The sequence below is a fragment of the Caulobacter sp. GW821-FHT12D05 genome (genome assembly GCF_058807295.1).
In genome coordinates this window covers 1,032,990-1,059,638 of record NZ_JBXAQO010000004.1, presented here as the reverse complement: position 1 = coordinate 1,059,638, position 26,649 = coordinate 1,032,990, and the positions used below count along the sequence as shown (strand labels likewise).

23 protein-coding genes are annotated in these 26,649 nt (G+C 69.4%); 14 read left to right on the top strand and 9 right to left on the bottom strand.

Annotation, left to right across the window (positions count from 1 at the left end):
* Positions 1–8: 8 nt before the first annotated feature.
* The 7 genes from AC1RRR_RS23300 (at position 9) to trxA (ending at position 10,023) form a co-directional block, all read left to right on the top strand.
* Entirely contained in the window at positions 9–884 is an 876-nt protein-coding gene (locus AC1RRR_RS23300; RefSeq protein WP_492816536.1) for a GNAT family N-acetyltransferase, read from the top strand.
* Entirely contained in the window at positions 881–1,327 is a 447-nt protein-coding gene (tsaE, locus tag AC1RRR_RS23295) for a tRNA (adenosine(37)-N6)-threonylcarbamoyltransferase complex ATPase subunit type 1 TsaE (RefSeq protein ID WP_492816534.1), read from the top strand. Before AC1RRR_RS23300 ends, tsaE begins: the two co-directional genes overlap by 4 nt.
* On the top strand, positions 1,311–2,402 hold the full coding sequence (amgK, locus tag AC1RRR_RS23290; protein ID WP_492816532.1) for an N-acetylmuramate/N-acetylglucosamine kinase AmgK: 1,092 nt from the start codon (positions 1,311–1,313) through the stop codon (positions 2,400–2,402). Before tsaE ends, amgK begins: the two co-directional genes overlap by 17 nt.
* Positions 2,399–3,115, top strand: coding sequence for an N-acetylmuramate alpha-1-phosphate uridylyltransferase MurU (gene murU, locus AC1RRR_RS23285; protein WP_492816530.1), 717 nt, complete (start codon positions 2,399–2,401; stop codon positions 3,113–3,115). The genes amgK and murU overlap by 4 nt, the downstream gene beginning before the upstream one ends.
* Positions 3,112–6,099, top strand: coding sequence for a double-strand break repair protein AddB (addB, locus tag AC1RRR_RS23280; protein ID WP_492816528.1), 2,988 nt, complete (start codon positions 3,112–3,114; stop codon positions 6,097–6,099). Before murU ends, addB begins: the two co-directional genes overlap by 4 nt.
* Positions 6,096–9,569 carry a double-strand break repair helicase AddA gene (addA, locus tag AC1RRR_RS23275; protein WP_492816526.1) on the top strand — a complete coding sequence of 1,158 codons (3,474 nt, stop codon included), beginning with the start codon at positions 6,096–6,098 and terminating at the stop codon, positions 9,567–9,569. Before addB ends, addA begins: the two co-directional genes overlap by 4 nt.
* A 121-nt stretch (positions 9,570–9,690) precedes the next feature.
* Positions 9,691–10,023, top strand: a complete 333-nt coding sequence (gene trxA / locus AC1RRR_RS23270) for a thioredoxin (RefSeq protein ID WP_013077346.1) — start codon at positions 9,691–9,693, stop codon at positions 10,021–10,023.
* 64 nt (positions 10,024–10,087) lie between these two features.
* On the opposite strand, the gene AC1RRR_RS23265 is transcribed toward trxA, so the two are convergent.
* The 6 genes from AC1RRR_RS23265 to AC1RRR_RS23240 form a co-directional block, all read right to left on the bottom strand.
* The gene (locus AC1RRR_RS23265; RefSeq protein WP_492083984.1) at positions 10,088–10,195 is read right to left on the bottom strand and encodes a hypothetical protein; all 108 of its coding nucleotides are present in this window, start codon (positions 10,193–10,195) and stop codon (positions 10,088–10,090) included.
* A gap of 85 nt (positions 10,196–10,280) precedes the next feature.
* Positions 10,281–11,594: a bifunctional folylpolyglutamate synthase/dihydrofolate synthase gene (locus AC1RRR_RS23260; RefSeq protein ID WP_492816523.1), complete on the bottom strand. Its 1,314-nt coding sequence runs from the start codon at positions 11,592–11,594 to the stop codon at positions 10,281–10,283.
* Between the two features lie 8 nt (positions 11,595–11,602).
* Positions 11,603–12,526: an acetyl-CoA carboxylase carboxyltransferase subunit beta gene (locus tag AC1RRR_RS23255; protein ID WP_492816521.1), complete on the bottom strand. Its 924-nt coding sequence runs from the start codon at positions 12,524–12,526 to the stop codon at positions 11,603–11,605.
* Between the two features lie 12 nt (positions 12,527–12,538).
* A complete protein-coding gene (gene trpA, locus AC1RRR_RS23250; RefSeq protein WP_492816519.1) occupies positions 12,539–13,366 on the bottom strand; it encodes a tryptophan synthase subunit alpha in 828 nt (275 codons plus the stop codon).
* A gap of 7 nt (positions 13,367–13,373) precedes the next feature.
* Positions 13,374–14,594 carry a tryptophan synthase subunit beta gene (gene trpB / locus AC1RRR_RS23245; protein WP_492816517.1) on the bottom strand — a complete coding sequence of 407 codons (1,221 nt, stop codon included), beginning with the start codon at positions 14,592–14,594 and terminating at the stop codon, positions 13,374–13,376.
* 15 nt (positions 14,595–14,609) lie between these two features.
* Positions 14,610–15,251 (bottom strand): phosphoribosylanthranilate isomerase, encoded by a 642-nt coding sequence (locus AC1RRR_RS23240; RefSeq protein WP_492816515.1) that lies wholly within the window; start codon positions 15,249–15,251, stop codon positions 14,610–14,612.
* A 728-nt stretch (positions 15,252–15,979) separates the two neighbouring features.
* On the opposite strand from AC1RRR_RS23240, the gene AC1RRR_RS23235 reads away from it, so the two are divergent.
* The gene (locus AC1RRR_RS23235; protein WP_492816513.1) at positions 15,980–16,582 is read left to right on the top strand and encodes a YdeI/OmpD-associated family protein; all 603 of its coding nucleotides are present in this window, start codon (positions 15,980–15,982) and stop codon (positions 16,580–16,582) included.
* Between the two features lie 140 nt (positions 16,583–16,722).
* Here the strand turns inward: AC1RRR_RS23235 and AC1RRR_RS23230 are convergent, their stop codons facing one another.
* Positions 16,723–19,008: an NADP-dependent malic enzyme gene (locus AC1RRR_RS23230; RefSeq protein WP_492816511.1), complete on the bottom strand. Its 2,286-nt coding sequence runs from the start codon at positions 19,006–19,008 to the stop codon at positions 16,723–16,725.
* Positions 19,009–19,259: 251 nt separating this feature from the next.
* Between AC1RRR_RS23230 and dapB the strand changes: the two genes are divergently transcribed.
* From dapB to AC1RRR_RS23205, 5 genes are all read left to right on the top strand, one after another.
* Positions 19,260–20,033, top strand: coding sequence for a 4-hydroxy-tetrahydrodipicolinate reductase (gene dapB, locus AC1RRR_RS23225; RefSeq protein WP_492816509.1), 774 nt, complete (start codon positions 19,260–19,262; stop codon positions 20,031–20,033).
* Between the two features lie 51 nt (positions 20,034–20,084).
* Entirely contained in the window at positions 20,085–23,300 is a 3,216-nt protein-coding gene (locus tag AC1RRR_RS23220) for an intermembrane phospholipid transport protein YdbH family protein (RefSeq protein WP_492816507.1), read from the top strand.
* A 32-nt stretch (positions 23,301–23,332) separates the two neighbouring features.
* On the top strand, positions 23,333–23,518 hold the full coding sequence (locus tag AC1RRR_RS23215) for a YnbE family lipoprotein (protein ID WP_454718363.1): 186 nt from the start codon (positions 23,333–23,335) through the stop codon (positions 23,516–23,518).
* Positions 23,519–23,531: 13 nt separating this feature from the next.
* Positions 23,532–23,885, top strand: a complete 354-nt coding sequence (locus AC1RRR_RS23210; protein ID WP_492816504.1) for a YdbL family probable chaperone protein — start codon at positions 23,532–23,534, stop codon at positions 23,883–23,885.
* Positions 23,886–24,041: 156 nt separating this feature from the next.
* Positions 24,042–24,914 (top strand): EamA family transporter, encoded by an 873-nt coding sequence (locus tag AC1RRR_RS23205; RefSeq protein ID WP_492816502.1) that lies wholly within the window; start codon positions 24,042–24,044, stop codon positions 24,912–24,914.
* On the opposite strand, the gene cysQ is transcribed toward AC1RRR_RS23205, so the two are convergent.
* Positions 24,911–25,684 (bottom strand): 3'(2'),5'-bisphosphate nucleotidase CysQ, encoded by a 774-nt coding sequence (cysQ, locus tag AC1RRR_RS23200; protein WP_492816607.1) that lies wholly within the window; start codon positions 25,682–25,684, stop codon positions 24,911–24,913. The genes AC1RRR_RS23205 and cysQ overlap by 4 nt on opposite strands.
* Positions 25,681–25,869, bottom strand: coding sequence for a DUF3553 domain-containing protein (locus AC1RRR_RS23195; RefSeq protein WP_492816500.1), 189 nt, complete (start codon positions 25,867–25,869; stop codon positions 25,681–25,683). Before AC1RRR_RS23195 ends, cysQ begins: the two co-directional genes overlap by 4 nt.
* A gap of 65 nt (positions 25,870–25,934) precedes the next feature.
* On the opposite strand from AC1RRR_RS23195, the gene chpT reads away from it, so the two are divergent.
* The gene (gene chpT / locus AC1RRR_RS23190; protein ID WP_492816498.1) at positions 25,935–26,612 is read left to right on the top strand and encodes a histidine phosphotransferase ChpT; all 678 of its coding nucleotides are present in this window, start codon (positions 25,935–25,937) and stop codon (positions 26,610–26,612) included.
* The last annotated feature ends 37 nt before the right edge of the window (positions 26,613–26,649 follow it).

Below are 26,649 nucleotides of genomic sequence, written 5' to 3'. Positions count from 1 at the left end.
CTCCCGTCATGGTTCATGTTCCGGCCGTCGGGGTGGTCGGTGCGCGACAGACGCCGCAGCCCCACATCATCGACACCTTGATCGCCGAGCGCGCGCCGCGCCTGACGGGATCGCCGCTCTGGCCGCTGGTCCGTCTGCTCGTCTATCGGATGCTCGACTATCGCAAGGCCCGGCGGATGGCGGAGACCATCTGCCAGCTCGGTGGCCGCGCGGCGCTGGACCATGTCTCGGACCTGCTGGCCCTGAAGGTCGAGGTCTCGGGCCTGGAGAACCTGCCGGCGAGCGGCCGGGTCATCATCGTCTCGAACCATCCGACCGGCATCGGCGACGGGGTGGCGGTCTATGACGCGATCAAGACCCGGCGGCCGGATGTCGTCTTCTACGCCAATGCCGACGCCCACCGGGTCTGCCGCCGCTTCGACGAGGTGCTGATCCCGGTCGAGTGGGTCGAGGAAAAGCGCAGCCGCGAGCGCATGCGGTTGACCCTGACCATGACCCGCGAGGCGATGGAGGCCGAGCGGGCGCTGATGATCTTCCCGGCCGGCCGCCTGGCGATGGAAGACGAGACAGGCCAGCTGACCGATCCGCCGTGGATGACCTCGGCCGTATCCCTCGCCCGCAAGTATGCCGCGCCGATCATCCCGATCCACCTGACCGGGCCGCGCTCGCACCTCTTCCACTTCTTCGACCAGCGCTGGAAGGAGATGCGCGACATCACGCTCTTCCATGAGCTGCTGAACAAGAAGGGCCGGCCCTTTTCGCTGATCATCGGGGCGCCGATCGACGCCGAGGCCTTGCCCCATGACGCGGCAGAAGCCACGGAGGCGTTGAAGCGCTATGTGGAGCGCGTATTGCCGAATGACCCGACGAGCGCCCTGACGTGACCGAAGTCTTCCTTGCCGACGAGGCCGCGACCCAGGACCTGGGCCGCAAGCTCGCCGCGTCCCTGCGCCCCGGCGACGCCCTGTGCCTGACCGGTCCGCTGGGGGCCGGCAAGTCGACCCTGGCCCGCGCCCTGATCCGCGCCCTGACGACGCCGGAAGAGGACGTGCCCAGCCCGACCTTCACCCTGGTGCAGTTCTACGAGACCGCCGACTTTCCCCTGGCCCACTTCGACCTCTACCGCCTGTCGGACCCCGACGAAGCCTATGAGATCGGCCTGGACGAAGCCTTGGACGGCGGCGTTGCTTTGATCGAATGGCCCCAGCGGCTCGAAGGGCGTTTGCCCGCGACTCGGCTCGATATAGACATCGCCCTGGACGGCGACGCGCGACGCGCCGTCATCGTGCGGCACGGCGATTTCGAAGGACGTGATCTTGAGTTCTGAGCGCGAGACGGCCAAGGCCGCGTTCCTTTCCGCCAACGGCTTCGGCGACGTCCGCCGCGAGAGCCTGGGCGGCGACGCCTCGACGCGGTCCTACGAGCGCCTGCATCGCGGCGACCAGACCTTCATCTTCATGGACCAGCCGCCGTCGGTCGAGACCGCGCCTTGCCCGCCGGACGCTACGCCGGAACAGCGCGCCGCGCTCGGCTACAACGCCCTGGCCCGCCTGGCCGCCGGCCGCGTGGACGCCTTCGTCGCCTGCGCCGGCTGGCTGAACGCCCAGGGCCTGTCGGCCCCCAAGGTGCTGGCTGCCGATCCGCACCAAGGCCTGGCCGTTCTGGAAGACCTGGGCGACAACCTCTATGCCCGCCTGATCGAGGCCGGGACCGACGAGGCCCCGCTGTATGACGCCGCCATCGACGGCCTGCTGGCTCTGCATGCGGCGCCAACGCCGAGCATGCTCGACTTCGACGGCTCGACCTGGCCGCTGCTGACCTATGACGACCTGGCGCTGAAGACCGCCCATGACATCTTCGTCGAGTGGCAACCCAAGTTCCGCGATGTCCGCTTCGACGATGACGCCCTGGCCGAGTGGGAAGCCATCTGGGCCCCGATCCGCGCCAAGGGCGAAGCCGGCGCGACCGTCTTCTGCCACCGCGACTATCACGCCGAGAACCTGATCTGGCTCCCGGAACGCCAGGGCGCGGCCCGGGTCGGCATGTTGGACTTCCAGGATGCGGTCCTGGCCCACCCGGCCTGGGACCTGTCGATGCTGCTGCACGACGCCCGCCGCACCGTCTCGCCCGAGCGCGAGGCCGCCAGCCTGGACCGCTACCTGGCCGCCCGACCCGAGCTGGACCGCACCGCCTTCCTGGCCGACTACCATGCGTTGGGCGCGCTCAACATCATCCGGATCCTGGGCATCTTCGCCCGCCTGGTGACCCGCGACGGCAAGCCCCGCTACGCCGACTTCATCCCGCGCCTGTGGGTCTATCTGGACGTCTGCTTCGCCGATCCGGCCCTGGCCGACCTGAAGGCCTGGTTCGACCAGTACGTGCCGGTGGAGACCCGCCGATGACCGCGCCCAAGATCGCCATGGTGCTGGCCGCCGGCCTCGGCACGCGCATGCGCCCGCTGACCAACGACCGGCCCAAAGCCCTGGTCGAGGTGCACGGCAAGGCCCTGATCGACCACATGCTGGACCGCCTCGCGGCCGCCGGCGTCGAGACGGCCGTGGTCAATGTCCACGCCTTCGCCGATCGTCTCGAAGAGCATCTGAAGACACGCCACACAGCCCCGAAGATCGTCATCTCCGACGAACGTCCGGAAGCTCTGGAAACCGGCGGCGGCCTCAAGCACGCCCGGCCGCTGCTGGGCGAGGGTCCGGTCTGGGTCGCCAACATCGACTCCGTCTGGATCGAGACCGGCGTCCCGGCGCTGGACGCCATGGCCGCCGCTTGGGATCCGGCCAAGATGGACGTCCTCCTGATGCTGGCCCCGACCGCCACGTCGCTGGGTTTCCACGATAGCGGCGATGTCTTCCTGGAAGACGACGGCGCGATCCGCTTCAAGGCGGCCGGCGAGACCGGGCCGCTGGTCTATGTCGGCGTCCACATCTGTGACCCGGCCATCGTCAAGGACGGTCCCGAAGGTCCGTTCTCCCTGACCCCGCTGTGGAAGACGCTGGCCACAGACCGCCGCGTTCACGGCGTCACCCCCGACGGGCTCTGGATGCATGTCGGCGATCCCGACGCCAAGCTGGCGGCCGAAGCGAAACTCTCAGAAGGATGACCGGACCGGCCCCCTTCTTCGAAAGAGCGGGGCCGCGCTGGTTCTCGATCCCCGCCCATCGCCCGTTCGTCGACGACCTGGCGCGCGGCCTGCTGAACACGCTGGAGCCGCTGGGTCCCGAGGCCCTGCCCCGCGCGACGGTCCTGACCCCGACCCGACGCGGCGCCCGCGCCCTGGCCGACGCCTTCCTGGCGGTCGGCGGCGGGCGGGCTTTGCTGCTGCCGCAGATCCGCCCGCTTGGCGACCTGGACGAAGGTGAGCCGCCGTTCGAGCCAGGCGAGCTGGCCCTCGACCTCCCGCCGGGCGTCTCCTCACGCCGTCGCCGGTTCGAACTGGCGCGGCTGGTCGTCGACCACGGCGACAAGCTGTCGTTCAAGCCCGGTCCGGTGCAGGCGCTGGAACTGGCCAAGGCGCTGTCGGAGTTCCTCGACAGCTGCCAGATCGAAGAGATCGAATTCGAAGACAGGCTGGACGGCCTGGCCGAGGGCGACCTAGCCCAGCACTGGCAGGTCTCGGCCCGCTTCCTGAAGGCGGTGCTCAGCGCCTGGCCCAAACGGCTGGACGCCCTGGGCCTGATCGACGTCTCCGAGCGTCGCGTCCGTCTGCTGCGCGCCCTGGAAGCCCAATGGAAGAACGACCCGCCGACGGAGGTGCTGGTCGCCGCCGGCTCGACCGGCACCGCACCGGCCACCGCCGATCTGCTGCGCGTCGTCGCCGCCGCCCCCAAGGGCGCCGTGGTCCTGCCCGGCCTCGACGAAGACCTGGCCGACAGCGCCTGGGACCGCATCGAGGGCACGCCCGGCGAGCAGCATCCGCAAGGCGCCATGAAGCGCCTGCTGGACCGCGCCGGCGTCTCGCGCGCCGACGTCCGCGCCTGGGTCCCCGACGTCGACAGCCGGGGTCGCTGGCGGCGGCGGATCGTCAACGAGGCGCTGCGTCCGGCCGAGGCCACCGCCGACTGGCTGGCCCAGATCGCCGCCCTGCGCGCCGAGGCTCCCGGCCTGGACCCGATCGCCGAGGGCCTGACCGGCTTCTCGGTCATCGCCGCCCGCGCCGAGGAAGAAGCCGCCGGCGCCTGCGCCCTGCTGCTGCGCGAGGCGTTGGAGACCCCGGACAAGACCGCCGCCCTGGTCACCCCCGACCAGACTTTGGCCCGCCGGGTGATGACCCGCCTGCAGCGCTGGGGCGTCATCCCCGACAGCTCGGCCGGCGCGCCGCTGGCCGCCGCCGGCTCGGCGATCTTGGCCCTGCACCTGGCGCGGCTGGTCGAGGAACCGCTCAATCCCGTCCGCCTGCTGGCCTTCGCCAAGCATCCGCTGGTGCTGGCCGAGGACGAGGCCGCGGCCGCCGCAACGCTGGAACGCAAGGGCCTGCGGGGCGCCGCGCCGGGCTCGAAGGAGGTCCTGCGCGCTCGGCTGAAGGATGCCCCCGAGGCCCTGGCCCTGTGCGACCGGGTCCTGGCCGCCGTCGACCACGCCTCGTCCGTCTATGCCGACGGCTTCGCCCAACCCTGCCGCGCGGCCCAGGCGATCGTCGAGGCGCTGGAAGGCCTGATCGCCACGAACCGCCTGTGGGCCGGCGGCGCGGGCGAGAGCCTGGGCGGGCTGATGGCCGCCCTGATCCAGGACGGCGAGCCCCTGCCCGACGCCTCGCCCCAGGCCTTCGCCGACATCCTCGACCGCCTGGTCAACGAGGAGACCGTCCGCGTCGGCGGCGCCACCCATCCGCGTCTGCGCATTCTGGGCGCCATCGAGGCCCGCCTGGTGCGCGCCGATCGCCTGGTGCTGGCCGGGCTGGAGGAAGGCGTCTGGCCACAGGGCGCGCCGATCGATCCCTTCCTGTCGCGGCCCATGCGCAGCCGCCTTGGCCTGCCGCCGCCCGAGCGCCGCGTCGGCCTGACCGCCCACGACTTCGCCCAAGCCGCCAGCGCGCCAGACGTCGTGCTGGTCCACTGCGAACGCCGTGGCGGCGCGCCGGCCGTCGAGTCGCGCTGGCTGTGGCGCCTGAAGACCCTGGCCGCCGGCGCGGGCCTGGCCCTGCCCCGTCGCGACGACGTGCTGGACTGGGTCCGCGCCTTGGACGCGCCCGATCCCTACGCCCCGATCGGCCGCCCGGCCCCGACCCCGCCGGTCGAGGACCGCCCGCGCAAGATGGCCGTCACCCGCGTCGAGGCCCTGACCCGCGATCCCTACGCCGTCTGGGCGCGCGACATCCTCAAGCTCTATCCGCTGGAGCGTCCCGACGAGCCGGTTGAGGCGCGAGCACGCGGCACCGCCATCCACGCCGCGTTCGAAGACTTCGCCGAGCGGTTCCCAGACGCCGTGCCGCTCGACGCGGCCGCCGTGTTCGAAAAGCTCTATGTCGATCACCTGATCCAGGCCGGCATGCCGCCGACCGCCCTGGCCCGCGAAAAGGCCTTGGCTCGTGAAGCCGCCCTTTGGGTCGCCGACTGGGAGCGCTCGCGCCGGACCACGGCCCGCAAGGTCGTCGTCGAGGCGGCCGGCGAGCTGTCGCTCAGCATCAACGGCCGCCCCTTCACCCTGACCGCCAAGGCCGACCGCCTGGAACCGACCGCCGACGGGACCGCCCACATCCTCGACTACAAGACCGGCGCCGCGCCGTCGCAGAAGCAGGTCGACACCGGCTTCTCGCCGCAGCTGACCCTGACGGCGGCGATCCTGATGCACGGCGGCTTCCCCGACCTGGGCAAACCCACGCCCGGCGACCTGACCTATGTCCGCGTCACCGGAAGACGTCCTGCTGGCGAGGAGCAAGTCCGAGCTCTTGCCGGCGAAGAATCCAGCGCAGCCGCGACCAAGGCGCTGGAAGGCCTCTCGACCCTGATCGCCCGCTATGACGACCCGGCCGAGCCCTACCGCTCGCGGGTCGCCCCGCAGTTCGTGAAAGAGCACCCCGGCGACTACGCCCACCTGGCCCGCGTGTTCGAATGGTCGACCAGCGGCGACGACGGGGACGGCGAATGAGCGCCTTCGATCCCCAGCGCATCGCGGCCGATCCGGCGATCTCGGCCTTCGTCACCGCCAATGCCGGGTCGGGCAAGACCAAGACCCTGATCGACCGGGTGGCGCGCCTGCTGCTGGCCAAGGTCAAGCCCGAGGCGATCCTGTGCGTGACCTATACCAAGGCCGCCGCCGCCGAGATGCAGCGACGCCTGTTCGAGCGCCTGGGCAAGTGGTCGGTGACCAGCGACGCCGATCTGCGGGCCGAACTGGTCAAGCTGGTCGGCGAACCGGAGGCGACCTACGACGCCAAGCGATTGTCCGAGGCCCGCGCCCTGTTCGCCCAGGCGCTGGAGACGCCCGGCGGCCTGAAGATCCAGACCATCCACGCCTTCTGTGAGAAGCTGCTGCGGCGCTTTCCGCTGGAGGCTGGGGTCTCGCCCGGCTTCACGGTGATGGACGACCAGGCCGGCGCCGCCATCGCGCGCGCCGCCCGCCGGGCCCTAGCGGCCTGGGTAGATAGCCAGAATGATCCAGTTGCCGAGGCCTACGCTCGCTTCTCGGTGGCGCTCGACTTCCAGAGCTTCGAAGCGATGTTCACTGGCTTTGAAGCTCGGCGGGGCCAGATTGCAGCTTATATCGATCGTTGCGGCGGCCAATTCATCAACGTCCTGGCCGATGTCTGGCGAAACTGCGGTTTCGACGCGCCGACCTCGGCCGCCGGTCTAGCTGAACAGGCCATGGCGCGCCTGGACCTCGGTGCCTGGCGAGCGGCAGCAACCGTACTGTTCGACGGCGGCGGCAAACAGGACGCGAAATATGCTGAGGCCCTAGCAGCTGTCGCCCGAGATCCGGACGCGACGCTGGACCTCGCCCTGCGTGCGCTGTTCACGGAGGGCGGGGAAGGTACACCTGCCACTTGGCCGGCCAAGACCTCCGGTCTGAAGAGCCGCGAAGACCTCCGCGAGTCGCTACTTCTGGAACAAGCCAAGCTTGAAGTGGCCCGCGAACGGGTGCGCGCCGCCAAGGTCGCCGAGGATACGACCGATGCCCTGCTGTTGGCCGGCATGTACCTTGCCAAGCACGTCGAGGAGAAGGAAGCACGCGGCGCGCTGGACTTCACCGACTTGATAGACCGAGCCAAAACGCTGTTGACCCAGAAGGTCGATGCAGCCTGGGTGCTCTACAAGCTAGACGGCGGTATCGACCATATCCTGCTGGATGAGGCCCAAGACACCGCACCTGAGCAGTGGGAAATCTTAAGCGCGCTGACCGCCGACTTCTTCGCTGGCGAGACCGCGCCAGGTTGGAGTGATCGTAAGGCAGGACGCAGCCTTTTCATCGTCGGCGATGAGAAGCAGTCCATCTATTCGTTCCAAGGTGCCGATCCCACGCGGCTGCTAGAAGAAACACAACGCTACATCGCCCTCATCGAAGAAATTCGGCCAGGCGGCGGCCAGAGCGTGCCTTTGACCATGTCGTATCGCTCCACTCGTCAGGTCTTGAGCTTCGTTGATGCGCTCTTATCCGACCCAGAAACCCATGCGGCCGTGCCCCCACCCTCGGGCATGGACCTGGTGCGCCACGAGTTGTTCCGGCACGGCCATCCCGGCTGCGTCGACCTGTGGCAACTGACCCGCGAGCGCCCCGGCGAGGAGCGCGAGGCCTGGGACGCGCCGGTCGATTCCGAGAGCGAGCACAGCGCCAATCGCCGCCTGGCCGAAGCCATCGCCGCCGAGACCGCCGCGATCCTGCAGCGCGGCGACGCCGTCTTCGACAAGGAGATCGGCCGCCACCGCGCCGCCCACGCCGGCGATATCCTGGTGCTGGTCCGTCGGCGCAAGGTGCTCTTCGAGGAGATCATCCGGGCTCTGAAGCGACGCGGCGTGCCGGTGGCCGGGGCCGACCGGCTGTCGCTGTCCAGCCACATCGCCTTCGAGGATCTGCTGGCCTTGGGGCGGTTCATCCTGTTCCCGGATGACGACCTGACCCTGGCGGCGCTGCTGAAGACGCCGTTCTGCGCGCTGACCGACGAGGACGTCTACGCCTTGGCCAAGGGTCGCCGCGCCACGCTGTGGGCCGAGTTGCGCCGCCGGGCCGAGGAGCGTCCCGAATGGAACGCCGCCCGGACGGTGCTGGATTGGGCGCTGACCGAGGGCCGCAAGCGCCAGCCGTTCGAGTTCTTTGCCGGTTGGCTCGGCCTGACGGACGAGGGAGGCCGCTCACATCGCGCCAAGGTGCTGACCCGGCTGGGGGCCGAGGCCGAGGAAGCGCTGGACGAGTTCTTGGCCCAGGTGATGGAGGCCGAGCAGCGCGGGGTGCGTGACCTTGAGGCCCTGGTCGCCGACTTCGCGGCCCTGGACATCGTGGTCAAGCGCGAGATGGAGGGCGCCCGGCGCGAGGTGCGGGTGATGACCGCTCACGGCTCCAAGGGCCTGGAGGCGCCCATCGTCTTCCTGCCCGAGACCACGGTAAAGCGCGGGGCCGGCGGCTCGCCGCTGCTGGTCACCGAGGACGGGGCCTTGCTTTGGGCCGCTAGCGGCAAGGGCGACTGCGACGCCTCGGCCAAGGCGCGGAAGCTGCGCGAGGACAAGGAGAGCCAGGAGGCCCTGCGCCTGCTGTACGTGGCCCTGACCCGCGCGCGGGAGCGGCTGATCCTGTGCGGTCGCATCGACGCCCGCACCAAGGACGACAAGGTCGGCGGCTGGTACGCCGCCGCCCGCGCCGCCTTCGGCCATGCCGATATCGCGCCGGATGTGCGGAGGATCGGCGACGAGGAGACCGGCTTCCTGCGCTACGGCCCCGATCCGGAAAGCGCGCCGCGTGTCGAGGAGGACGTCCGCGCCTCGGCGGCCGCGCCGGCCTGGATCAAGGCCGTGGCCCCGCCCGAACCGGCCGCCGCGCGCTACGCCGCCCCATCGCGGATCGAGGACAATGCCCGCGTCCCGGCCCCCTCGCCGCTGGCGCGGGTCTCGGGCCTGGGTCGTTATCGCCGAGGCGAGATCGTCCACAAGCTGCTGCAGCTCTTGCCCGACGTCGCGCCGGACCAGCGGGCCATCGCGGCCGGAAGATTGCTCGCCGCCGAGCGCGACCTGACCGACGAGCAGCGCCAAGAGATGGCGACCGCGGCGTTCGGCGTGCTGGACGACACGCGATTCGCCGCCGTGTTCGGACCCGGCTCACGCGCCGAGGTCGCCTTGGCCGGGACCAGCGTCCATCTGCCCAAGGGCCTGGCAGTCTCGGGCCGCGTCGACCGGCTGGTGGTCGACGAGGGCCGCGTTCTGGTCGTCGATTACAAGACCAATCGCCCCTCGCCCGACCGTATCGAAGACGCCGATTCCGCCTATCTGGCCCAGATGGCGGTCTATGCCGCCGTGCTGCGCGAGGTGTTCCCCGGCCGCACCGTCGAGGCGGCTCTGGTGTGGACGGACGGCCCCAAACTGATGCCGGTTCCAGAAAAGGTGATGGTCGAAGCGCTGGCCCGCCTGACCTAATCCCGTTGCCGGACGCGCGCCGTCCTCCTACATCTTCTGCAAGCACCCGGAACGAATCCGGGAACATCGACTTTATCGCGTCCTCCGCGCTGATCCGCGTGACGCCAGACTGGAGCAGACCATGAGCACCGTTGTGGTGACCGACGCCACCTTCGAATCCGACGTCCTGAAGGCCAGCAAGCCTGTGCTGGTCGACTTCTGGGCCGAGTGGTGCGGTCCCTGTAAGCAGATCGCCCCGGCCCTGGAGCAGATCTCGGAAGAGCTGGCCGACGTTGTCACCGTCGCCAAGGTCAATATCGAGGACAGCCCGACGACCCCGTCGCGCTACGGCGTCCGCGGCATTCCGACCATGATGCTGTTCCGCGATGGTCAGATGACCTCGATGAAGGTCGGCGCCATGCCGAAGCAGAAGATCCTGGAATGGCTGAACGAAGCCGGCGTTCAACCGGCCTAAGCGGCTTTCAGGCTTGAATTGAAGACGCCCGCTCCGGTCTCCGGGGCGGGCGTTTTCGTGCGGGTCACTTCTTTCCGGTGACGATGAAGGGCGAGACCGAGACCGGCGGGGCTTTCTTTTCGGCCTTCGGTTTGCGGACTTCTTTGTTGGACTTCTTCTGACCCTTGGCCATCGGCGGTTCCTGCCAGGGCGGGCGCGCCTGCCGAGGATGTCCAGCGGGCCGTGCCGCCCTATCGGCGTCCGCCAGCCTTACGCGCTTAGGCGGGCCAAGTCTCTGGGCTCATCGCCAGCACCTCGCCGGCCAGATAGAGCGAGCCGCAGATCAGGACGTGGGGCGTCGGCTCCAGCTGGAGCGCCCGGCCTAGGGCGTCCTCGACCGAATCGCAGGCGCAGGCCCGCAGGCCGGCCAGTTCGGCGGCGGCCGCGGTATCGGCGGCGCTGGCCGCGGCGTGGCCTTCGAAGGTGACGGTGAAAACCTTAGCGGCCACGCCCCGGAAGGCGCCGAAGAAGCCGGTCGCGTCCTTGTTGGCCAGCAGGCCCGAGATCAGCGCCACTGGTCGGCCGTCACGGGCGGCGAGGTCGGCGACGGCGCGGGAGACCGCGCGGCCGGCATGCGGATTGTGGCCGCCATCCAGCCAGAGATCGGCGCCGGCCGCCTTGGCGCGGTCAGCCAGCGGGCCGGCGGTCAGGCGCTGGAAGCGGGCGGGCCAGATCGTGCTGGCGATGCCACGTCCCATGGCGGCTTCGTCGATTCGGTCGTCGCCCAGCGCCAGCAGGCCGGCGACGGCCAGGCCCGCGTTGGCGAACTGGTGATCACCGGGCAGCGAAGGCGCGGGCAGGTCCAGCAGGCGGTCCTGCATCTGGACCAGCAGCCGGCCGCGCTCGTTCCAGGCGTCGAAGTCGCGGCCCATCAGGGTCAGCGACGTGCGAGCTCGCTCGGCGGCGGCCTCGATCACGGTCTCGGCGTCTTCCTGCTGGCGGGCCGAGACGGCGGGCGCGCCGGGCTTGATGATGCCGGCCTTCTCGACCGCGATCTTGCCCAGGGTGTCGCCGAGGAATTCGCGGTGATCGATGTCGACCGGGGCGATGACGCTGACCTTGGGCGTGACGACGTTGGTGGCGTCCAGGATCCCGCCCAGGCCGACCTCGACGATGCAGAGATCGGCCGGGACCTCGGCGAAGGCGACGAAGGCGGCGACCGTGGTGATCTCGAAGAAGGTGATCGGCAGGCCGGCATTGGCCTGTTCGACGCGGTCCAGCACATCGGCCAGGTGGTCGTCGGTGATCAGGGTCCCGGCCAGGCGGATGCGCTCGGAAAAGCGCACGAGGTGCGGCGAGGTGAAGACGTGGACCTTGAGGCCCGCCGCCTCGGCCATGCTCCGCAGATAGGCGACCGTCGAGCCCTTGCCGTTGGTGCCGGCGACGTGGATCACCGGCGGCAGGCGGTTCTGCGGATCGTCCAGAGCGGCGCACAGCCGCCGCATCCGGTCCAGCGACAGGTCGATCAGCTTGGGATGCAGCGCCTGGAGCCGCGCGAGGGCAGCGTCATGGGCGCGGAGGTGGTCGCTCAATCCCGAGCTCAGGCGGCTTTGCGGTTGCGGCCCATCATCAGGGTGCCGAGCATCGAACCCAGCACCTGCGGCAGCTCCTTGCGGTGCGTGACGCGGTCGACCATGCCCTTTTCGACCAGATATTCCGAGCGTTGGAAGCCCGGCGGCAGGGTCTCGCGGATGGTCTGCTCGATGACGCGCGGACCGGCGAAGCCGATCAGGGCGCCCGGCTCGGCCAGGTGGATGTCGCCCAGCATGGCGTAGGAGGCGGTGACGCCGCCGGTGGTCGGGTCGGTGAGGACCACGACGTAGGGCAGGGCCGCGTCCTTCAGCTCGTTGATCGCCAGGGTCGTGCGGGCCATCTGCATCAGCGACAGCGCGCCTTCCTGCATGCGGGCGCCGCCGGCGGCGGTGTAGGCGATCAGCGGAACTTCACGCTCCAGCGCGGCCTTGGCGGCGGCGATGAAGCCCTCGCCCGCGGCCATGCCCAGCGAACCGCCCATGAAGGCGAAATCCTGGACCAGCACCACGGCGTCGACGCCGCCGACCTTGCCGTAGCCGATGGCCATGGCGTCCGGCTCGCCGGTCGCCTTGCGGGCCGCGACCAGGCGGTCCTTGTAGGGCTTGCCGTCCGAGAAGTGCAGCGGGTCTTCCGGCACCGCCGGGGTCGGCAGGGCCTCGTACTGGCCGTCATCGAAGGTGAACTTGAAGCGGGCTTCCGGCCCGATCCGCATGTGGCGACCGGCCGGCGTGACCCACAGGGCCGCCTCCAGGTCGGCGCGGAAGATCATCTCGCCCGTGTCGGGGCACTTGATCCAGAGGTTCTCCGGCGTCTCGCGCTTGGAGAAAGCGCCGCGCACACCCGGCGCGATCCGCGACAGCCAGCCGCCACGGCGGTCGGTCGCTTGTTTCTTGTCGCCCTTTTTCGGGTCCTGGGGTTCAGCCATAGCCATAGCCTTAGAGCCTCACTTCGTCCCGACTCGCGCCGAACGCACAGCCTTAGCCAGCTCCGACGCCTTGAGAAGAACCTTCTCGGTCACGTTTTCGTTCAACTTGGCCGCCGACTCGATTTCATCGACCAGGGCCGAGCCCACCACGGCCGCGTCGGCCACACGGGCCACCTCGGCGGCGCGCTCGGGGGTGCGGATGCCGAAACCGACGGCGACCGGCAGGCCCGAGGCCTTGCGGATGCGCTCGACGGCCGGAGCCACCGCGTCAGCGTCGGCTTCCTTCACGCCGGTCACACCCGCGACCGAGACGTAATAGACGAAGCCCGAGGTGCGGCGGATCACGGCCGGCAGGCGCTTGTCGTCCGTCGTCGGCGAGGCCAGGCGGATTAGCGCGAGACCTTCAGCTTCCAGAGCGTCTGACAGCGGATCGGCTTCTTCCGGCGGGCAGTCGACGACGATCAGGCCGTCGACGCCGGCGTCGTTGGCTTGGCTAGCGAAGGTCTCGAAGCCGCGGTTCACCAGCGGGTTCAGATAGCCCATCAGGATGATCGGCGTGTCCTGGTCGCCTTCCCGGAACGCCCGGACGATGTCCAGCGTGCCGTTCAGCGTCATCTTCTGGGCCAGGGCGCGCTGGCTGGCGCGCTGGATGGTCGGGCCCTCGGCCATCGGGTCCGAGAACGGGAAGCCCAGTTCGATCAGGTCGGCGCCGGCGGCCGGCAGGCCCTTGACGATCTCGAGCGCGGTCGCCGCGTCCGGATCCCCGGCCATGACGTAAGCCACGAAAGCGGCGCGGCCCTCGGCCTTCAGCGCCGCGAAGCGACGGTCGATACGGTCCTTGGTCATGCGGCCTCTAGATCGTCCGCCCGAGCGCGTCGGCGACGGTGAAGATGTCCTTGTCGCCACGGCCCGACAGGCAGAGCACGATCACGCCGCCCTCGCCGATCTCCTTGGCCAGCTGCGGCAGCTTGGCCAGGGCGTGGGCGCTTTCCAGGGCCGGGATGATGCCCTCGAGCTCGGCGCACAGCTGGAAGGCCTCCAGGGCCTCGGCGTCGGTGCAGGTCAGGTACTGAGCCCGGCCGATGTCATGCAGGAACGAGTGCTCGGGACCGATGCCCGGATAGTCCAGGCCCGCCGAGATCGAGTGAGCGTCCTGGATCTGGCCGTCCTCGTCCTGCAGCAGGTAGGTCTTGTTGCCGTGCAGGACGCCCGGGCGGCCGCCGGTCAGGGACGCGGCGTGCTTGTCGGTCTCCAGGCCGTGGCCCGAGGCCTCGACGCCGTAGATCTTGACGCTCTCGTCGGCCAGGAACGGGTGGAACATGCCGATGGCGTTCGAACCACCGCCCACGCAGGCGACGACGGCGTCGGGAAGGCGGCCTTCAGCTTCCTGGATCTGGTCGCGGGTCTCAGAGCCGATCACCGCCTGGAAGTCGCGGACCATGGCCGGATAGGGGTGCGGACCGGCGGCGGTGCCGATCATGTAGTAGGTGTCTTCGACGTTGGTGACCCAGTCCCGCATCGCCTCGTTCATGGCGTCCTTCAGGGTCGCCGCGCCCGAAGTCACCGGTCGCACTTCGGCGCCCAAGAGGTTCATGCGGAAGACGTTGGGCTTTTGCCGGGCGACGTCGACGGCGCCCATATAGACCACGCAGGGCAGGCCGAAGCGGGCCGTGACCGTGGCCGAAGCGACGCCGTGCTGGCCGGCGCCGGTCTCGGCGATGATCCGGGTCTTGCCCATGCGCTGGGCCAGCAGGATCTGGCCCATGCAGTTGTTGATCTTGTGCGCGCCGGTGTGGTTCAGCTCTTCGCGCTTGAAATAGATCTTCGCGCCGCCCAGGTGCTTCGAAAGCCGTTCGGCGAAATAGAGTGGCGAGGGCCGGCCCACATAGTGGGTCAGGTAGCCCTTCAGCTCCTTCTGGAAGCTGGGATCGTTCTTGGCCTCGGTGTAGGCGCGGTCCAGCTCGAGCACGAGCGGCATCAGCGTCTCGGCCACATAGAGGCCGCCGTAGTCGCCGAAGCGGCCCTTGGCGTCCGGATAGGCGGACCAATCGTTAGGCTTTTGGGGGGCGTTCAAAGGCTCATCCAACAGCTACGCGCGTTTAACGGCGTCGAGAAACGCCGTGATCAGAGCGGGGTCCTTTAGGCCGGGACCGCGCTCCACGCCAGAAGAAACGTCCACGATCGGGGTTCCGGAGGTGGCGATGGCGTCCGCCACGTTCCACGGATCCAGCCCCCCGGCCAGGAAATGCGGGCGAGAAAATCGCCGGCCGGCCAGCAGTCCCCAGTCGAACCGTGCGCCCGTGCCGCCTGGCAGGGCGGAACCTTCCACGGGCTTGGCGTCGAACATCAGGTGCTCGGCGACGGTGTCGAAGGCGCCCGCCTGGTCGACATCGGCGCTGCTGGAGACCGAAAAGGCCTTGATGACGCCGACGCCGGCCCTGGCGGCGATCTCGCGGACCCGCGAGGGGGTCTCCTTGCCGTGCACCTGGATCAGGTCGGGGCGCATGGTCGCCATCAGGCGGTCGATCAGGGCGTCGTCGGGGTCGACCGTGACGGCGACCGTCTTCACGCCGCGACCGCGCACGGGCTCGATCAGGCGGGCCGCCGTCTCGGGCGCGACGTTGCGCGGGCTCTTCTCGAAGAAGACGAAACCCAGGAACGCCGCCCCGCCATCGAAAGCGGCTTTCACCGTCTCGGGGGTCGATAGTCCGCAGATCTTGGCCGTGGTCATGGTGGGTGCGGAGTTACGTGCGGGGAAGGAAAGAGGCAAGCCCAGGGATTCTGATGCCTGCCCCCTTCCCCCTTGATGGGGGAAGGGTCGGGGATGGGGGTGATCTGCTGAGCTGGCGGCTGTGCGCGGCATCAACCGCCGTATTCACCCCCACCCCTGCCCCTCCCCCATCGAGGGGGAGGGAACGCGTTTCATCGTCCTCGCGCCGTGTGGCTGCGAGTGGCTGAAAGGGACCGCGGAGCGCCGGGCTGCGCCCGGAGTGTGAAGTGTGTGTACCGTTTCGACGAAGCCAGACGCCCCGCGCAGCCGTTATCCGAAAGCCTCCGGAGCGCGGGGTTTTAACCCGCTTCCGACATCGCCTCCGACGGGCGGAGGGTTTGGCTCCCCTCCGGAACGCACGGGCGATTTCAGCCCATGCCTGCCGCGCCGCCGAAGTCTTCGCCGCCAGGGCTTCGTCCCGATGTTTCAGGGAGCCTGCCGCTGGATCCGCCGCGAAGACGCCTTCCCGAAGAAAGACCGACGAGCGCTACCCGCTCGACCACCCCTGACAGCCGCCCAAGTCGCCGGCCGGACGTCCCTTTCGCGCCATCAGGTGAGGATGATTATGCGGGCGCCGCCGAACGCGGATCATTGGCGCGCTGCATTTTTCTGGAAGCCGTTGATCCGGCGCGGCTTTGTCTCGAAAAGAACGGGGATACAGCGTCCTCAGTCTCCGTCCGAAGGTCACGATGGCCCCTATCCACGTCGATCCCGCCCATGTCCACGAGTTCGTCGACGCCGAGGCCTTCTACGCCTGGCTCGCCAAGAACCATGACAAGGCCCCCGAGGCCTGGATCAAGATCCACAAGGTCGGCTCGGGCCTGCCGTCGATCAACGCCAAGCAGGCCATCGACGTCGTGCTGTGCTGGGGCTGGATCGATGCGGTGCGCAAGGGCTTCGACGAGAAGAGCTTCCTCCAGCGCTACACGCCGCGCGGCAAGAAGAGCATCTGGAGCCAGATCAATGTCGACAATGTCGCCCGCCTGATCGACGAGGGCCGGATGACGCCGCACGGCCTGCGCGAGGTCGAGGCCGCCAAGGCCGACGGCCGCTGGGACCGCGCCTATGGCAGCGGCCAGGACATGAAAATCCAGGACGACCTGCAGGCGGCGATCGACGCCAGCCCGAAGGCCAAAGAGATGATGGAGACGCTGTCGGCCCAGAACCGCTTCGCCCTGGCCTTCCGGGTCCACAACATGAAGACCGAGACGGGGCGGAAAAAGAAGATCGCCGACCTGGTCGCCATGCTGGACCGGGGCGAGACGCCCTACCCTCAGAAGAAGAAAGGGTAAGGGCCGGCCGGCGCCGCAAGGGAATGGCGCCGACCGGAGGGCTTACGCGTCAGCTTACTCTTGCCGACAGGACCTAGATGGGAGGGTTGGCCGCCCGATAAAGACGGTGCGGCGCCCTGTCGCGGAGGTTGTGCTTAAGCTTATTCGGCCGCTTGCTCGACCGGTTGGTCGTAAGCGGCCATCAGCGCCATGTTGAGGATCTTGGACACCGAGGCCGACAGCGGCGCGATCTGCACCGACTTGGACAGGCCCAGCAGCACCGGCCCGATCACCGTGGCCCCGCCCAGCGACTGCACCAGCTTGGTGGCGATCGAGGCCGAGTGGATGGCGGGCATGATCAGGATGTTGGCGCTGTCGGTCAGGCGCATGAACGGGTAGTTCGCGCGCTTTTCCGGATCCAGGGCCAGCTCGGGCGGCATTTCGCCCTCATATTCGAACTCGACCTCCATGTCGTCGAGCATGGCCACGGCTTCGCGGACCTTCTCCGAGCGCAGGCCCATCGGGTTGCCGAAGGTCGAATAGCTCATGAAGGCCACGCGCGGCTTGAAGCCCAGGCGCTTGACGGCCCTGGCGGCCTCGCAGGCGATCTCGACGATCTCGTCGGCTTCCGGCAGCTCGGTGACGTTGGTGTCGGCCACGAAGATCGTCCGGCCCTTGGCCAGCACCACCGACATGCCCATGATCCGGCCGCCCGGGGCCGGGTCGATGACGCGCAGCACCTCTTCCAGGGCCTGGTCGAAGCTGCGGGTCACGCCGGTGACCATGCCGTCGGCCTCGCCCAGCGCCACCATCGAGGCGGCGAAGCTGTTGCGGTCCTGATTGATCAGGCGCTGGACGTCGCGCTTCAGATACCCCTGGCGCTGCAGGCGGTGATAGAGCGCGTCGACATAGTCCGGATTACGGTCCGACAGGCGGGCGTTGATGATCTCCAGGTCGACGACGGCGGGGTCCAGGCCCACCAGCTTCATGTTCTCGTGCACCAGGTTCTCGCGGCCGCACAGGATGGCCCGGCCGTAGCCGCCCGTCTGGTAGGCATAGGCGGCGCGGATGACGCTGGGGTCCTCGCCCTCGGCGAACACGATGCGCTTGGGGTTGGCCAGCACCGCGTTGGAGATCTTCTGCAGGAAGCCCGCCGTGGGGTCGAGGCGCTGGGCCAGGCCGGCGCGATAGGCGTCCATGTCGGCGATCGGCTTGCGGGCCACGCCCGTGTCCATGGCCGCCTGGGCCACGAACGGCGGCACGTACCAGATCAGGCGCGGATCGAAGGCCGAGGGGATGATGTAGTTGGGGCCAAACTTCAGCTGGCGGCCGTGATAGGCGGCGGCGACCTCGTCAGGCACGTCCTCGCGGGCCAGCATGGCCAGCGCCTGGGCGCAGGCGATCTTCATCTCGTGGTTCACACGACGCGCGCGAACATCCAGGGCGCCGCGGAAGATGTAGGGGAAACCCAGGACGTTGTTGACCTGGTTGGGATAGTCGCTGCGACCCGTGCCCATGATCGCGTCCTTGCGGATCGCGTGGACCTCTTCCGGGGTGATCTCCGGATCGGGATTGGCCATGGCGAAGATGACCGGGTTGGGGGCCATCGAGGCGATCATCTCGGGCGTGAAGGCGCCCTTGGCCGACAAACCCAGCAGCACGTCGGCGCCGGCCACGGCTTCAGCCAGGGTGCGCTTGTCGGTCTTGACCGCGTGGGCGCTCTTCCACTGGTTCATGCCCTCGGTGCGGCCCTCGTAGAGCACGCCCTTGCTGTCGACCGCGATGACGTTCTGCGGGTGGACGCCCATGGCCTTGATCAGCTCCAGCGAGGCGATGCCCGCCGCGCCGGGGCCGTTCAGCACGACCTTCACGTCTTCCAGCTTCTTGCCGGTGATGTGGCAGGCGTTGATCAGGCCGGCGGCGCAGATGATGGCCGTGCCGTGCTGGTCGTCGTGGAACACCGGGATGTCGAGCAGGTCCTGCAGCTCGGTCTCGATGCGGAAGCACTCGGGGCTCTTGATGTCTTCCAGATTGATGCCGCCGAAGGTGATCCCGATGTTCTTGACCACCGTGATGATCTCGTCGGGATCCTTGGAACTGACCAGGATGTCGATGCTGTCGACGTCGCCGAAGCGCTTGAACAGGACGGCCTTGCCTTCCATCACCGGCTTGGAGGCCAGCGCGCCGAGATCACCCAGGCCCAGGATGGCCGTGCCGTTCGAGATGACGGCGACCATGTTGCCCTTGGAGGTGTACTCGTAGGCCGCGTCCGGGTCGGCGGCAATGGCGTGGACGGGCACGGCGACGCCGGGCGAATAGGCCAGCGACAGGTCGCGCTGGGTCGCCATCGGTTTGGTCGGGGTCACCGCCAGCTTGCCAGGCTGGGGGTAACGGTGGAAGGCCAAGGCCTCCTCATCCGTGAAGGTCTTGCGTTCCGCGTCGCTCATCCGGCGTTTCCCATTCCTGCTGCGCAAGTCGAAGAAGGGGCGCGCCGTCGATGCGAACACGCCCTTATGTGGGGTCACCGTAGCGACGGGTGCGGAGCGTCACAACCGGCCTTGGACGCGAAAACGCCAGCAAACGCTTGTTGGACTTGGCGTTGCGTCAACGGCGCTGACCTTCGGGAAGGCCGCGCGAGGTTGACCTCGGGGTCGGGTATTGCGATTTGCACGTACGCTAAGCGTACAGAGGAAGTGACTTGTCCCAGCCCGTGAAGATCGCGATCGCCGGCGCCAACGGCCGCATGGGCCAGGCCGTGGCGAAAGCCCTGGAAGGCCGGGCCGACGCCGTCGTGGCCGCGCGCTTCGAGCGTCCAGGCGTCGAGGGCGGCGATCTGGTCTCGCGCGACGAGGCCCTGGCCACCACCGAAGCGGTGATCGACTTCACCCTGCCGGAAGCCTCGGTGCTGCTGGCCGAAGAGGCCGCCGCCAAGGGCGGTCCCGCCCTGGTGATCGGCTCGACGGGCTTCTCGATCGAGCAACTGGCGCGTATCGACGCCGCCGCGACCAAGATCGCCATCGTCCGCTCGGGCAACTACTCGCTGGGCGTCAACATGCTGATGGGCCTGGTGCGCCAGGCCGCCGCCGCCCTGCCGGCCGAGGACTGGGATATCGAGGTCTACGAGGCCCACCACAAGCGCAAGATCGACGCCCCCTCGGGCACCGCCCTGATGCTAGGCGAAGCCGCCGCCGAGGGCCGCAATGTCGGTCTGGGCCAGGTCGCCGACCGGGGTCGCGATGGCGTCACCGGCGCTCGGAAGGAAGGCGCGATCGGCTTCTCGGTGGTCCGTGGGGGCGGCATCATCGGCGAACACAGCGTAATCTTCGCCGGCGAGAGCGAGAGCCTGACCCTGTCGCACTCGGCCATCGACCGGGGCCTGTTCGCCCGCGGCGCCATCGCCGCCGCCGTCTGGGTGCGCGGAAAGCCGCCGGGCCTGTACGACATGCAGGACGTCCTAGGCTTTTCAAAATAGGGATCTAAGCTGAGCCGGGGGGCTTCTTAAGGATCTAGATTTCAGGACCTGATGGCCGAGCCCTCGACCGAGCCCAAGCCCAAGACTTCCAGCCGCCGCGATCGCCTCGTCGATCTCGGCCTGGAAGCGCTGTCTCTGTCGATTCTGGCCTTCATCGCCACGGGCCTGGTCATCTGGTCGGGCCGGCGCGAGATCAGCCGCGAGCTGGCCGAGGCCTGGCTGCGCGACCACGGCATCGAGGCCGCCGTCGAGCTGGACGACCTGGACGCCACCGGCTTCACCGGCAAGGTCCGCCTCGGCGCCCGCGACAATCCCGTCTTCTCCGCCGACCGGCTGGAGGTCGCCTACGACCTGGCCGCGCCGTGGAACGGCGAGAAGTTCGGCATCCAGACCAAGGCCGTGCGGCTGGTCCGGCCGCGCGTGCTGGCCAGCATCGACGCCAAGGGCCAGGTGCGGTTCGGCGCCCTGCAACCCCTGCTCGACGAGTTCTTGAAGTCGCCCAAGCAGCCCGGCGTTCCCGGCCCGGCCGTGCTGGTCGAGGATGCTCGGCTGGACCTCGTGACCCCCGGCGGCCGCGCGCGGATCACCGGCGACGCCAGCCTGGACGACGGCCAGTTGCTGCGCTTCGACGGCCGCCTGGCGCCGCTGCACTACGCCGTCCGCGACCTCGTCCTGGACAGCAAGGGCGCGACCGTCTCGGCTCGCAAGCGCGGCGACCGCTTGAGCATCGAGGTCTCGCTGGGCGTCGACAGCCTGGAGAGCGAGACCGCCGACCTGTCCGACGCCGCCGCCAAGCTATCGGCCGACCTGCCCTATCCGGACCTGGCCAAGCTGACCGCCAGCGGCCTGGTCGAGGCGCGCCTGGATCTGCGAGCCGGCGGCGGGCGGATCGGCGACAGTCAGGCCGAAGACCTGGCCGGCGACGTCTCCCTGACCGGACGGCTGGACGGCGGGCTGGAGCGCTTCGCCTTCCTGGGTCGCTCGCGCGGGGCCTTCCACGGCGCGCGCCTGTCGGCCCCGACCCTGGACGCCCGCGACGCCGGCGCGACCTTCGACCTCGACCGCGTCACCGCCGGCCGCGCCGACGGCCGGATCACGGCCCGAGGCACCGCCCGCGCCGAGCTGCGGGCCGGCCAGGCGGTCGCCGCCGGAACCGCCGTGCGTGACCTGCGGGCCAAGACCGCCTCGGACAACCTGGCCCTGGCCGCCGACGCCCAAGGGCTGGCGCTGAAGGGGCCGCTGGCCGTCGACGCGACGGCCGCCCGCCTGGCCGGCGGCGCCCTGGCCCTGTCCTCGGCGCGGCTGAACGCCAAGGGCCGGATCGACCAGGGTCCCGGCGGCCTGATCCTGGCCCTGAACGGCTCGGCCGGCGGCAAGAGCGGGATCTCCGGTCCCGACGCCGAGCGCCTGGCGGCCCTGATCCCCAATCCGGCCTATGCCAAGCCGCTGGCCCAGGCCCTGCGGACCTTCACCTTGTCGCTGCCCGCCGTCGGCCTAGATATCAATGGCGGGCGCACGAAGCTGAACCTGGGCCAGGACGCTCGCCTGTCCGCGCCCAACGGCGTCGTCTTGACCGCCGGCGCGTCGATGGACGCCGGAGCCAACGCGGCGCGGGGAACGCTACGCGCCGCGCTGTCGGGCGGCGGCCTGCCGGTCGTGAAGGTCTCCGCGCCGAATTGGCAGGCCAATGGCGGCGTGATGACCTCGCCGCTCTCGATCGCCACTGAGAACTTCGACCTGCCGCCGATCGAGGGCGTCACCGGCCAGGTCGACGGCCAGGCCCGCATCGCCGGCGGCCGCTTCACCCTGACGACGGCCAAGTGCTCAGCCGTCACCGCCAAGGCCTACGCCCTGGGCGATGCGCCCGTCACCGGCATCAAGGCCCAGCTGTGTCCCTCCAAGGCTCCGCTGGTCACCGCCGGCGCGAACGGCTGGAGCGCGGCCCTGCGCTTCCAGGACGGCGAAGGCGATCTGGCCGTGGCCGAGGCCAAGCTGGCCAATATCAAGGGCGAAGCGACCCTCGGCGGGGCCGGCGGCTTCGACCGCTCGACCGTGCGCATCGACGGCGCGGCCATCTCCGACGTCGCCGCCAGCAAGCGCTTCAACACCATCCTGGCCAAGGGGAGCCTCGGCCTGTCAGGCGGCTTGTGGACCGGGACGTTCCAGGGCGCGACCCCGGTCGGGACGCCGCTGGGCGAGATCCGCCTGCGCCACGTCGTGGCCACCGGCAAGGGCCAGGCTGATATCGACGCCAGCAAGCTGGCCTTCGCCAAGGGCGGCCTGCAGCCGGCCGAGCTGTCGCCAATGGCCGCCTTCGCCCAGAACGCGCAGGGGCCCGCCAGCTTCACCGGCGTCTTCGCCTGGGACGCCCAAGGCGCGACGAGCCGCGGCCGCCTGGTCGCCGACAAGATCGACTTCACCAGCCCGATCGGCTTCGTCGCCACCCTGGACGGCGCGGTCGACTTCACCAGCCTGGCGCCGCTGACCACCGCCCCGAACCAGAGCCTGAAGATCGTCAAGATCGACAGCCTGGTGCCCCTGACCGGCATCGAGTCGGTGTTCCAGCTGGGCGCCGACGCCCTGCATGTCTCCAAGGCGAGCTTCGAGGCCGCCAAGGGCCGCATCTCGATCGAGCCCACCGACGTGCCGTTCGAACCGGGCAAGACCATCAGCGGCGTCATCGTCATCGAGCACCTGGACTTGGGCGAGGTGCTGGCCGCCTCGTCCCTGGGCGACAAGGTCAAGGCCCAGGCCGTGGTCGATGGTCGCCTGCCCTTCACCTTCGGCCCCGAGGGGCTGCGGTTCCAGGACGGCAAGATCCGCGCGATTCAGCCGGGCCGCATCGAGCTGGCCCGCGCGGCCCTGACCGGCGTCGCCGCGTCGCCCGCCGACAGTCCCGGTGCCCCGCCGGCGGCCCCGGCTCAGGTCAACGCCATCCAGGACTTCGCCTACCAGGCCATGGAGAACCTGGCCTTCGACCAGCTGGAAGCGGGCGTGAACAGCACCGACAAGGGGCGCCTCGGCATCCTCTTCCACATCAAGGGCGAGCACGATCCCAAGGTCGCCGAAAAGGCCCGCGTCGGGATCCTGGACCTGCTGCGCGGCAAGGCCTTCGACAAGCGCATCGCCCTGCCGGCCAAGACGCCGGTCGATCTGACCCTCGACACGTCGCTGAACTTCGACGAGCTTCTGGCGGCCTGGCGCCGCTCGTTCGCCGAGGAAGAGGCGACGGCCACCCAACCTCGTTCAGGTCCGGTTCAACCGTGACCGATCATCCTGAATACGAACTGGAGAAACGCATGAGAAAGCGCGCCCTCTTGATGGGCTTTATCGCGACGGCGGCGCTCGGCGCGGCCGCCTGCACGCCCACCGTCCGCGTGAAGGTCGACCCGATCAATATCTACGCCAAGCTGGACGCCGACGTGCGCGTGCGGCTGGACAAGGAAGTCCAGTCGCTGATCCAGCAGAACCCCAACCTGTTCTAAGAGGAGAACCGACATGATCCGCAAGACGATGACGGTTCTGGCGATGGGCCTCTCCCTCGCCGCCGTGTCCGCCCCCGCCTTCGCCCAATCGGCCGCCGCCAAGGCCGCCGTCGACGCCGCCAAGGCCGCCGGCACGGTCGGCGAGCAGGCCGACGGTTATCTGGGCATCGTGGCCGGCGGCGACGCTGGCCTGCGCGCCTCGGTCGCCGAGATCAACACCGGCCGCGCCGCCGCCTACAAGGACATCGCCGCCAAGACCGGCGTGACCCCCGACGCCGCCGGCCAGGCCACCGCCAAGCAGCTCTACAGCCGCCTGGCCCCCGGCCAGTTCTGGAAGCCGCTGGATGGCGGCTGGGTGAAGAAGTAACGACCCTATAGCGCCCCCTCCGGCCCTTCGGGCCACCTCCCCCGTTGCACGGGGGAGGAGATTGGGGGCGCTTTCTCCTCCCTTGCGAAGCGGGGGAGGTGGCGCGATGCGGATACGCATCGTGACGGAGGGGGCGTCACGGCCTAGATAGGCCCCATGCCCGCCTCCCGCCCGCACCTGCTCCCCTACGCCGCCCTGTTCGGGGCCATCGTCACGCTGTGCGTCGGCACGTCGTTCGCCAAGAGCCTGTTCCCGCTGGTCGGCGCGCAAGGCGTCACGGCCTATCGGGTGTTCTTCGCGGCGCTGATCCTGCTGATCGTCTGGCGGCCGTGGCGGCATCCGATCTCTCGCGCGGACCTCGGCAAGGTCGCCCTGTACGGCGCTTCCGTCGGCCTGATGAACCTGGTGTTCTACATGGCCCTGCGCACCATTCCGCTGGGCCTGGCGATCGCCATCGAGTTCTGCGGCCCGCTGGCCCTGGCCGTGGCCAGTTCCCGCAAGCTGATCCACTTCGTCTGGATAGGCCTGGCGGTTCTGGGCCTTGGCCTGCTGCTGCCGATCCATTCCGGAGCGACCCATCTGGACCCCGTGGGCGTGGCCTATGCCTGCGCTGCGGCGGTGCTGTGGGCGCTGTACATCATTCTGGGCAAGCGGATCGGCCACCTGCATGCGGGACGCTCGGTGGCGCTGGGCATGACGACGGCGGCGCTGATCGTCACGCCGGTGGGCCTCGTCACCGCCGGCGCCAGCCTGTTCCAGCCGCACCTGATCGCCCTGGGCTTGGTGGTGGCTGTGCTGTCCAGCGCCATTCCTTATTCGCTGGAGATGATCGCCCTGCGCGGCATCCCCAAGCGCAGCTTCGGCGTCATGCTGAGCGCCGAGCCGGCGGTCGGGGCCCTGGCCGGGCTCGTCATCCTGCACGAGCGCCTGGCCGTGACCCAATGGCTGGCCATCGTCGCCATCGTCGCGGCCTCGGTCGGCACCATCCTGACGACGCCGCCGGAGAAGGCCCCCGAGGTCGCGCCCTAGCTGCGGGCCACGAACCAGCCGTTGCGGAAGGCCTGGTCGGCCTTGCCATAGAGGAACGGCGAGCCGTCCGGCTGGGTGAAGCTGCCGCCGGCCCCGACCAGCACCGCATGAGCGGCGGCCGTGTCCCACTCGGACGTCGGACCGTGGCGCGGATAGATGTCGGCCGAGCCCTCGGCGATGCGGCACATCTTGATCGAGCTATCCATGGGGCTGCGCAGGTCGAAGCCGTATTCGGCGGCCAGTTCGGCGGCCTTTTCCTCACGCATGGTGTGGCTGACCAGGCCCAGGGCCTGACCCTTCGGCCAAGGCCGCACGCGGGCCGGAGCCTCGGCGCCGTCGACGCCGGTGCGCTTCATCGTCCCTTCGGCCGTGGTGAACCAGACCTCGCCCGTGGCCGGGGCGCAGACCGCGCCGGCGACCGGCACGCCGTTGTCGATCAGGCCGATATTGACCGTGAAATTGGGATCGCCGCGCACGAAGGCCTTGGTGCCGTCCACCGGGTCGACCAGGAAGAAGCGCGAACCGACCTCATCGGGCGTGCCGAACTCGCTGGCATGCTCCTCGGAGATTACCGTCACGTCGGGATAGAGCTCGGCCAGGCGCGCCAGGATCAGGCGCTCGCCGGCGCGATCGGCCTCGGTCACGGGGCTCTCGTCGGCCTTCTGGGCCACGGCCAGCTCGGTCTTCCAGAACGGCAGGATGACCACCGCGGCTTCTTCGGTGATCTTGGCCAGGGCGCGGCCCCAATCGGCGAGATTCTCGGTCACTATTCCCCCCGGGGGTCGTCGCCGACATAGACCAGACGCACGCGCGTGGCGTCGATGGTCTGCTTGCCGGCTTCTTCGAAATTGACGGTCACGCGGTGTCCGATCACGGACTGAACCTGGCCCAGGCCCCAGTCGGGCTGGCCGGGATGGCGCACCAAAACGCCGGGTTCTAGAAACGGATCGATCACGGGCGCTTTCCTTAGAGGACCCACCCGGTTTGCCAAAGCCTCAAATCACGGCAGAGTTCGCCGCCATGACCGACACCGTCTCCGAGACTCCTGCCGCCGCGTCGCCCGAAACCGACGTCCAAGGCCCCGATTTCGCCGCCATGCTGGCCGCGCGCCTGTGCCATGACTTCATCAGTCCGGCCAGCGCCATCGTCTCGGGCCTGGACCTGCTGGACGATCCGGCCGCCCAGGACATGCGCGAAGACGCCATGGGCCTGATCGCCTCGTCGGCCCGCAAGCTGGCCGACCTGCTGCAATTCACCCGCGTGGCGTTCGGCGCCTCGGCCTCGGCCGAGAACTTCGACTCGCGCGAGCTGGAAAAGCTGGCCCAGGGCGTGTTCGCCCATGTGCGCCCGACGCTGGACTGGCAGATCGAGCCGCAGGCGATGAACAAGCCGTCGTCGCGCGCCATCCTCAACATCGCCCAGATCGCCGCCAGCGCCCTGCCGGCCGGCGGCGTGGCCACGGTGAAGGGCGTTGCGGCCGATGGTCGCTTCTCGATCATCGCCGACTCGGTCGGTCCCCGCGCGCGCCTGCGTCCGGAAGTGCTGGCCGGCCTGCGCGGCGAGCCCCTGGCCGAGGGCCTGGGCGGTCCGTGGGTGCAGGCGGCCTATCTGAACGCCCTGGTCCGCGCGGCCGGCGGCCAGATCGCCGTCGAGATCGGCGAGGAACGCGCCAGCATCGCTGCGTGGGTTCCGGCATAAGCTCTGCCATAAAAGTTACATTTGCCGCACCCCGATC